Consider the following 8,834-nt stretch of genomic DNA (forward strand, 5'->3'; position numbering starts at 1 on the left):
GGGGCAACGGCGGCGGCGCCGCATTGAAGCTCTGGCCCAGGAAGCTGGCCGGCGGCGGCGGGGGCGTGGCCGCCTGCTGCAACTGCGCGATCTGCGCCTTGGCGGCCTCCAGCGCGTGCTCCAGCAGCAAGGTGCGCTGTACCAGCAGATACGCGGCATCGGGTTGATCGGCCAGGCGCGCGTGGATCAGCGCGTCGGCCTGCGGATCTTTGGCCACCCCGCCGGCGCTGCGCAGGCGCGCCAGGAAGTCTTCGAGAAGCTGCTGTTCTTGCGGAGTCATACCCGTACCTGGATGCGATGACCGGCCCAGTGCCGGCACGGCACGGTATGGGCATCGCCCGGCGCAGGCCAAGGGTGCGTCCGAGTTCCGGTGTATCGGCATTCATCAATCACGCGCGCCGGGAAAACCAGCCCGGCGGCCGCACTGGCGAACTCCGACATTCTTCCGACAACGGGCGCCAGGTACGCCCCCACTCCAAGCGCAGAAGCCCTGATTATTCCTCGTCGATGTCCGAACTGGAGGAGGACGTCGCATGCGGCAGCCGCGCCGCCCACATGTTGTCGACCAGGTTCGGATACGGTCGGCCATTCTCCTCGGCACGCTGCTTCGCCGCTTCCTTCTGCGACGGCGACAGCGGCTGGCTGCGTTGACCGCGCGGATTCGGCTTCTTCCACGGAGGCGTCTTGGACGAGGGCATGGGCGTCAGGGTGAGCGGGGAGGAGCCATCGTGATCCGGCCATGCATGCGTGGAGGGTGAAGGCCTGCCGGGACGCGCCGGCAGTTGCACGCCCTGCACTACTCCGAATCCACACCCGCCAACGCAAACACCCAGCGCGGCACCACGGGTTCGCCGGCATAGAAGTCCTTGGGCTTGTCCTCGGCCATCGCCCAGCGGTGCAGCCAGCTGATCCCGCCAGGGCCGGTGTAGCCCTCGACGTGGGTGTAGGCCGGGTCGTGCAACGCCTCATCCAGGCCAATGAAGGCGTAGCCGCGGCGGCGCGTGGCCACGACCAGCTCGGGGAATGCGGCAGCGTTGAGCGCGTTGGCGTGCATCAACCACACCTGCGGGATGCGGCGGCCGAACAGGGCCTGCGATTCGTGCTCGAAGAAATCCAGCTTGTTGAGCATGTACGGCACGTAGCCCTTGCGCAGCCGCAGCAGCATGGCGTCACGCGCCGGGCCTGCCGGCTCGTCCAACACATGCGCGTAGGCGAACGCCCACACCCACTCGCCGCTGTCCACGGTGACCGGCGCGATGCGGTAGCCATGCGCGGCCAGGAACGCGTTGACCGCCTCGCGGTCGGCGACGCTGCGGCCGGTCGCCAGATACGGGTGACGGAACCACTGCAGCGACTGGCCACGCTCTGCGAGCAACGGCCGCAACGTACGCTCGCCACGGGCGATCGCGTCCTCATACGCCGGCACGCCGACCTGGTGCAGGTTCACGTGGCCATAGGTGTGGTTGCCCAGCGCATAGCCGGCATCCAGCCAGTCGCGCAGCATCGCCACGCGTTGCGGCTGCACTTGGCCGTCCTGCTCCAGCTTGTCCTCGTTGACGAAGCCAACGATGGGCACCTGCGCCTGCCGCAGCGAGGCCATCAATTGCGCATGCAGTGCCGGCAATTGCGCCGGCGGTGTCTGCTCGATGCGCTGCCACGGCAGGTCGTCGATGGTCACCGCGATGCGGCGCGTGTCGTCCTGGGCTTGGGCGAATGCGGCGACGCACAGTAGGGCCGGCAGCAACAGGCAGCGAAGTACTCTCATCGGACGCCCCCAGTATGGAGTTGCCAGTCTATACGCACACATGCGGACGACACCAAGGAGTACCTGTCAGCCGATTGCGCGCCCTGCCTGGCCGACTCACCGGCAAGAGCCAGGCACCAAAGATTCAACTCCCTGCGTGCGCGTTGCCACGGTCCTGCAAGCAGGATAAAGGAGAGCGGCGTTCCAGGTTCCGAGCCAGTGCCCTTACCAGTTGCTCGCGCGCCAAGCGTTTTCGTGCAGGCGACAGGGCCGGCAGGATTTCCACAAGCGCATCGCTGAGCGGCAGCGACCAGGTCGCCTTGGGGCCATCCATCGCCTCATCTCTTCGGATCCCAGGCACACCGTGGATCCACGCCAGCATGAACGGCTTCTGCGACTGCGAATGGAACACCAGCGGCGCCCCGCGTTCGGGCACGATGCGGACCGTCATGGACGGGCTATCGTCGGTCCATGGAATAGTTTCGCCATAGAGCCGCTCGAGTGCGTCTCTCACGCCATCTCCATTCACTTGCGCGGCACGCAGTTGGCGCTGTTGTAGGGGTGGGCAATCCCGATCGACAAACAGCGCATTGCGGATTCTGGCGATGGTTGCTGGTTCCATCGCCCGCTGCTGCAACGCGCCCAGCCCGGTCGCGCGATCGATGCGAGGCGCGCGTGCCGCCGCGAACAGCGCCATCACCTTGTCCGTAGCGACCCCCTGCTCGGCGTGCCTCGCCCCATCCTGGTCCGTCCAGCGCATGACAAACCCCATGCCGTTGCGCGCCGGAACCAAGTGGAAACGTTCATCGACGTACCCCCACCCCATGTATGTGTATTGGATCGAGACCGAGGCGATCCTGATCGGGGCTTGCCGCCCGGCCGGCGCCGCAGCACGTCCTGCAGCAAGCAGCCAGAGCGATGCCACGGCAACGACGATGACCAACGCGATACGCATGCGATTCCCCCAAGTGCAGGCAAGCTAATCCACCTTTCATGCAGAGGGAAGCCGCCAGCGCCGGAATCTCCTTTTCGCACGTCCAATCGACACGGACCGCGGGCGCCGCGCAGCGGGTGCGCGCGCGATGCAGAACACGCGAAGCGCCGGCACTCGCGCCGCCATGGCACCATGCAGATGCGCCGACTCGCGCGCGGACCCGAACAAACGGAAATGACGGAATGAGGAAAGCGCTTTGGCTGGTCTGGACGTGCCTGCTGCTCGCCGGGTGCACGAACACGGCACAGGCACCCGCGGCAGCGGCGGCAACAAAGGAGGCCAGCGCGCAACCGGCACCACCTCCCGCACGCACAGTAGCAACGCAGCTCGGCGGTCAGCGCGGCAGCGGTGCGCCGTACGAACTGGCCGGGACCGAGGTGTGGGAGGTCCCCGATCCCGTGTCCGGCCGCACCTACCAGGTGTTCGTGGCGTTGCCTGCCGGCTATGCCGACCATCCCGAGCGGCGCTACCCGGTGCTGTATGCCACCGATGCCGACTATGCGTTTCCGGTGGCGCGGCAGATTGCGCGGCGCTTGAACGGCGAAGGTCCGGCTATCGAGGACTTCATCCTGGTCGGCTTGTCGTATGCACTCGGCGATGCGCCGATGCCGAGCCGGCGCCGCGACTACACGCCCACCACCGAGGCCGGCGATGTTGCGGCCGCCGGTGCTACTCACGGGGGTTCCAGCACCTACATTGCCTACTTGCGAGATCAGGTGCTGCCCTTCGTCGCGCAGCGCTATCGCACCGATGAAGCAAGGCGCCTGTTCCTTGGCCATTCCTACGGCGGCCTGCTCGGTACGCAGATCCTGCTGAGCACACCCGAGCTGTTTTCCGGCTACATCCTGGGTAGTCCGTCGTACTGGTTCGGCGCGCATGCCATGCGCGCCGAGGAAGCGCGCTTCGCTTCCAGTCACCACGATCTTCCGGCACAGGTCTACATGTATGTCGGCGAGTACGAACAGCGCCGCTACGGCAAGCGCTACGACATGGTGACCGACGCGCAGCAGATGGTGCAGACCTTGCGCGGGCGGCACTATCCGTCGCTGCGCCTACAGTTGGACGTGCTGGACGACGAGGATCACCTGAGCGTTGCACCGCGTGGGCTTACCCATGGCTTGAAGTTTCTGCTGGGTGTTCCGCGGCAGTGAGGCGCGGCGCGCACGCCGCCGGTCGGGCGGATACTGCATCTCCACGGATGGCGTTGTCGCGGCTGAAGCCGTTCCCACAGGTGCCGGCCGGCCGCCGTTAAAGGTCTTCTAAAGCAACGCCATTTACTGGCACGTGTTCGCAGAGGTTTACTGAAGGCACCGCGTAACGGCCGCTCAATACTTCAGCGCATCCGCCGTCGGCGCCAATGGTGCGAAGCGTGCGCCGCTGAAATCGTGCAGCAACCGGAATACCTGGGCACCCCGCTGCGCCACCTCGCCGAAGTCGCTCTTGCGCAGACGATACAGCCCGCCCTCGCGCGCAAACACCAGGTCGCCGCCATCCCAGTCGGCCCAGTCGCTGCCCGGCAGGTCGACCAGCACGGTGCCGTCGCGGTCCAGCACCCGGTGATCCTGGCCATACCAGGCATGGTTTTCCTGGCCGACCGCATGCAGCAGCGACTGCAGGCGGCGGCCATTGGCGCCGAGCTTCTCGCGCACGCGCGGGCGGCTGAAGCGGAACAATGCGCCGCTGCGCAGCCCGCCACGTTCGCCCTCGCCCTCATCGCGCAACTGCCAGCCATCGCGTTCGCGCAACACGCCGTCGATCGGCTCGTCCTCGCCACCGCCCGAATGCGTGCCGAACGGCCGCACCTGCAGATGGTGCGGCAACTGGAAGCCGGTCGGCATCGGAAAAGGATCCCGCCCCTCGCGTGGCCGGTGGTTCAACAACAAGGCCCGCTCGTCCTCGAACATCCCGCCGCCGCCCCAGCAGTCGCCCTTCGGCCACAGCGACAGTGCGGTGAAGAACGGCGGCCGCGACAACGCGGTCCAGGTGCCGAAGTCGCCGCGCTGCTTGGAGGCGAAGTACACCAGCAGCCGCCCCGACGGCGACAGGTCGCAGCGCCGCTCGTAGATGCGGCCCTTGAACCACTGACCGTGCACGAAGGTGTCGTCGCGCAGATCCCAGTGGATCAGCTGCACCTGCTTGCTCGGCCCGCGGCGGAAGATCACCCCGGTGCGCGCCTCGCGCGCCAGCAGGGCGAACAGGCGGGCCGCCGGCGGGCGTTGCGACATTGAGGATTGTGCGGACTCCATCTGCGGATCTCCTCGCAGGAATCAGCCGTCACAGTGGCAGACCCGCGGCACCGCGACAACCGCCGCCGGCGCGCCGCATTCGCGACGCGCATGCCACCACCGATGTCCGCAAACGGCGGGCCACCCGGGCCCGCCTCTACCGCGTCGCGCTACTTGGCGATCACCGACGTCCCCGAAGGCACCATGTAGCAGGCCTGCGCCTTGGCACAGGCCTCGGCGTTGATCTCGGCGATCTGGCTGGCCAGGTACTGCTCCGGGGTCAGGCCCATGCGGTTGCGGTAGGCGTTGTCCGCATCGGCCTTGGCCACCTGCTCCTGCTCGCGCTGGCGCTCGGCGGTGGTGGCTTCCACCAGCGTCTTGACCCGCTGCTGCTGCGCCGCGGTCAGGTTCATCTGCTGCAGCACGTCGGGATTGGGACGGGCGCGGCCGAGGGTGATGTTCTGGATCTGGATCGGCAGGCCCTGCTCCTTGACCAGGGCGCGCACGTTCTCGGTCACCGCCTCGTCGATCTTCCGTGCACTGTCCGGGTCGCTCATCATCCGCGTCATGTCGTAGCGTTTGACCTGGTCGCGCACGATCGCCGCGTACTGGCTGGCCACGTTGTTCTTGAACCAGTCCTGGCCGAAGCCGGACAGCAACCGCGCCGGCGCGGTGATGCGGTATTGGATCTGCGTGGAGAAGTCCAACAGGATGTTGTCGCTGGACGAGAAGTCGTCGAAGGCCACCTGTACCGTCTGCGGCGTGGTGTCCACGTACACTGCCGAGGTCGTCATCCACGTGTAGGTGCGGCCGGGATCGCGCACGTCGTCCAGACGGATGCCGCCCTTGCCGAACAGCAGCGGCTTGTCCACCAGCACCGCCTGCTGCCCCGGATCGGGCGAGACCACGGTACAGCCGCACAGCAAGGCCGCCAAGGCGGCGGCCAGCATGGAATGTTTCATCGATGTCCCCTGAAGAGAAGGCGCCGCGCGCCGTCGTGTGCGGGGGATGCTAGCGCATCGTCGAGGGCGAGGCATCTACTTGGGCATGGGCAGATAGGCCGCCCATGGACCTACATGAGATCCGAATAGTCGCCGATCTGGTTGCAAAGCTCTTTCGGCGGATTGCCCAACTTCACTACCCGGCGCTTGCGGGCATCCGTCTTTGCCTTGGGAGACACGATGCGGTACACCAGGTAAAGGCCATCCGTCGTTCTCCATAGGCCGAAGCTTGAGAGGTCCGAGAACTGGTAAGTGCCGCCGTCCGACCGGCGAGCAGTGAAGACGCACTCTGCGTAGCTCCCCCAGCCGCAGCTAGCGTCCAGCGTCTGCAGTCCGGCGCTTCCGTGCAGATCGAAATGATAGGTACGGCCTGCATCACTTTCTACGACCATCGGGGTCATCTGTTTTACATCCACCGACGCTCCATCAGTCCAATCGCTGGCTTGGCTGCAAAGTAGGTCGCCCCTATCTACTTCGACGGAGCGGGCAGCAGAAACATTCATGCCCCCACACAGGAAGGCCGCGATCAGCCACCATCGCACTTCCGTCATTCTTCCCGCCTTAGTCGATCTGTCATCTGTGAAATTGCCCTTCCAACTAGCCAACGCCTGACCCGCCATGGGCCATCGTCAGGCACGCTCCTATTTCGCCTTCCTCGTGAAGGCGATCAACAGTTCCGATCCGGCCTCCTCCAAGGCACCGACGTTACCCTCGAAGCGGACGGACACCCGGTATTGGCCGGGCGGCGTATCCCGTATAAAAGCCATGTCCAATTCGCGGTAGGTGACATTCGGAGCAATCAACCCCGCGGCTTCCATCGTTGTGACGTCCGCATCTGTCGCGAAGATACGTGGCACATGCCCATCGCGGCCCAAGGCCACGACTCGATACTCGGTACGCCCTATTTCTTCGCTCCGCTGCAATACCACCGGTTGCTCGCCTGCCTCTGTCAATCGATAGAGGTGCAACTGAGCGGTCACGCCAGCATCGCGTAGGCGATCGACCTTGGCCGCTGCAGCCTCCCCATCTGCCGCAGCGACCCGCAATCCGATGAAGATCGGCGGCTCGGGATCATCCTCCTGGGGCGGAACAGCGAAATCGAGCGTGATGGTATCCGACAGGAGTTGCGGACTGAGCTTCCTGACCAGCGGCACGGTCGTCCTCGCTGCAGGCGCCTCCTTGCGATGGAGCGTCTGGGTGGACGCCACTGATTGAGCCGATTCGGGCTGGCATGCTGTCAGTTGCAACGTCGCGGCGACGAAGACCATGCAAAGCGCTTGCTTCGATTTCGCCATGAAATTCATCTCGATGCTTAATTCATGGAAGCGCGGAGCTGCACTCTCACGCTAGCACAGGGACGTTGCTTGCTTCGGGCGCAAGGAATTGTCAGGGCTGGTCGAGCCCATCGTCTTGATCCATGCATTCTTGATCGAAAGGCACATCCTTCCCTGCGACACTCGGGTGAAGCGCAACGTCGCGCCGATAACCGGAACCATACTTCTGATAGCGAACAAGCAGTCCATTTTGTAGCCGGAACCGATCTTCTGGTCCTGAGAACGCGGGACATGCGGCGTAGCTTTTTCCTCCATCTTCACTGCAATAGCGGATATACAACGTGCCCCCGCGTACTTCCCCCTGCAACTGCCCATCATGGCCGTGCGCGTTGGTTCCCTCGCTCCAATCTCCGGTGACGCGATCGCCATGCTGCTGCAGATGCAGGCCCAGGTAATGGCCCAAGTCGCATCTCTTGGCATAACCCCACTCGCCGGAGAATGTGGTGGACTTGCTTGCGTAAGCGGAACCCGCACACGAGGTCATCAACCCCATCGCCATAACTCGCGCGACCAGCGACAAGCGCCACCCGCGTCGGTGCTGCTTCATCATCGGTCACCCCTTGGACATGGCCTGCGGCTCTTAGGCAGGGAAGATAGCAATCGGTCTCCCTGCGTTCCACCGACCTCCCGCCAGATATCCAGCCGCAGGCCAGCGTGCGCATCTGCGCACCGACTTGACGCATGGCCGCATCGACCATTAAAGATCAGCAGGGAAAACAGGATCGGCGAAAGGATATGGCGAAAACACGTCCTCTGAAGATGACCTGGCTGGTCTGCGCTGCGATCGCCACGCTGTCCACAGCCGCCTGTTCGGCACAACCACCGGACGCTGCCCCGAAGCCGGGAGCGCGCAAGGAACAGCCTGCCTTGGCGGCGCCGCATGTTGTGTCCGACAGCACTCTACCGCCGGGCGAGTACATCACCGACAAGGGATGGGCTCGCCTGCTGATCAAGCAACAAAACGGCACATTGACCTTCTCCCTGGAAAGCACCACGGGGGAAGACGTGTGCGAGCTGCATGGCGCGATAGAGGGACACACCGGCGTCGCCAAGGGGAACAAGGACCAACCCACCTGCCAGGTGAAGTTCGCCAGTACGCCGCAGGGCATTGACGTAGCGGCTGCCACGCCCGCCGAATGCAAGACGTTCTGCGGCTACAACGGGGATTTCGAGGCGCCCTACCTGCGGGTCAAGGATGGCTGTGGCCGGGATGCGCTGGACCGCACGCGGACGACCTTCAAGCGTCTCTATGATGCGAAAGACTACAAGGCGGCGCTCGCTACCTTGTCGCCAGTCGTGCCGAGTTGCCTGCCGACGCTGGAATGGGAAGACGAAGGCGCCATTCGTAACGATCTGGCCATCACCCAGTACAAGAATGGCTTGTATGCGCTGTGCCTTTCCACACTCGACACCTATGCGGAGGACGCCGCCAAGGACGACGACGCGGCCGTGGAAGGATGGACGCCAATGCTGGCGGACCGCTACCTGGCCATCGTGCGGGCAGCGAGAACCAACATCGGCTTGTGCCGCAAAGGC

General features: G+C 64.9%; 11 protein-coding genes. 2 read left to right on the forward strand and 9 right to left on the reverse strand.

Annotation, left to right across the window (positions count from 1 at the left end; genetic code table 11):
- The 4 genes from D180_RS06630 to D180_RS06645 all read right to left on the reverse strand — a co-directional run.
- On the reverse strand, positions 1–280 hold a 280-nt coding region (locus D180_RS06630), incomplete at its 3' end, for a DUF2076 family protein (RefSeq protein WP_017912176.1).
- A 214-nt stretch (positions 281–494) separates the two neighbouring features.
- Positions 495–698 (reverse strand): hypothetical protein, encoded by a 204-nt coding sequence (locus tag D180_RS06635; RefSeq protein WP_017907992.1) that lies wholly within the window; start codon positions 696–698, stop codon positions 495–497.
- Between the two features lie 98 nt (positions 699–796).
- Positions 797–1,765 carry a polysaccharide deacetylase family protein gene (locus D180_RS06640; protein WP_043090575.1) on the reverse strand — a complete coding sequence of 323 codons (969 nt, stop codon included), beginning with the start codon at positions 1,763–1,765 and terminating at the stop codon, positions 797–799.
- A 124-nt stretch (positions 1,766–1,889) separates the two neighbouring features.
- Positions 1,890–2,699, reverse strand: coding sequence for a hypothetical protein (locus D180_RS06645; RefSeq protein ID WP_017912178.1), 810 nt, complete (start codon positions 2,697–2,699; stop codon positions 1,890–1,892).
- Positions 2,700–2,920: 221 nt separating this feature from the next.
- Here D180_RS06645 and D180_RS06650 point away from each other — a divergent pair, with 221 nt between their 5' ends.
- Positions 2,921–3,889, forward strand: a complete 969-nt coding sequence (locus tag D180_RS06650) for an alpha/beta hydrolase-fold protein (RefSeq protein ID WP_043090576.1) — start codon at positions 2,921–2,923, stop codon at positions 3,887–3,889.
- 174 nt (positions 3,890–4,063) lie between these two features.
- Here D180_RS06650 and D180_RS06655 read toward each other — a convergent pair whose 3' ends face one another.
- The 5 genes from D180_RS06655 to D180_RS22900 all read right to left on the reverse strand — a co-directional run bounded on the left by D180_RS06655 (position 4,064) and on the right by D180_RS22900 (position 7,701).
- On the reverse strand, positions 4,064–4,963 hold the full coding sequence (locus D180_RS06655) for a hypothetical protein (RefSeq protein ID WP_017912180.1): 900 nt from the start codon (positions 4,961–4,963) through the stop codon (positions 4,064–4,066).
- Positions 4,964–5,133: 170 nt separating this feature from the next.
- Complete coding sequence (locus tag D180_RS06660; protein WP_017912181.1) at positions 5,134–5,913, reverse strand: SPFH domain-containing protein; 780 nt, start codon at positions 5,911–5,913, stop codon at positions 5,134–5,136.
- Positions 5,914–6,035: 122 nt separating this feature from the next.
- Complete coding sequence (locus D180_RS24475; protein WP_232760367.1) at positions 6,036–6,584, reverse strand: hypothetical protein; 549 nt, start codon at positions 6,582–6,584, stop codon at positions 6,036–6,038.
- Between the two features lie 21 nt (positions 6,585–6,605).
- The gene (locus D180_RS06670; protein WP_017912183.1) at positions 6,606–7,268 is read right to left on the reverse strand and encodes a hypothetical protein; all 663 of its coding nucleotides are present in this window, start codon (positions 7,266–7,268) and stop codon (positions 6,606–6,608) included.
- An 82-nt stretch (positions 7,269–7,350) separates the two neighbouring features.
- Positions 7,351–7,701: a hypothetical protein gene (locus D180_RS22900; protein ID WP_232760368.1), complete on the reverse strand. Its 351-nt coding sequence runs from the start codon at positions 7,699–7,701 to the stop codon at positions 7,351–7,353.
- A 278-nt stretch (positions 7,702–7,979) separates the two neighbouring features.
- Between D180_RS22900 and D180_RS24480 the strand changes: the two genes are divergently transcribed.
- Positions 7,980–8,834 (forward strand): hypothetical protein (locus D180_RS24480; RefSeq protein WP_232760370.1); only part of this gene is annotated, 855 nt, incomplete at its 3' end.

Source organism: Xanthomonas sp. SHU 166 (assembly GCF_000364685.1).
Lineage (GTDB): Bacteria > Pseudomonadota > Gammaproteobacteria > Xanthomonadales > Xanthomonadaceae > Xanthomonas_A > Xanthomonas_A sontii.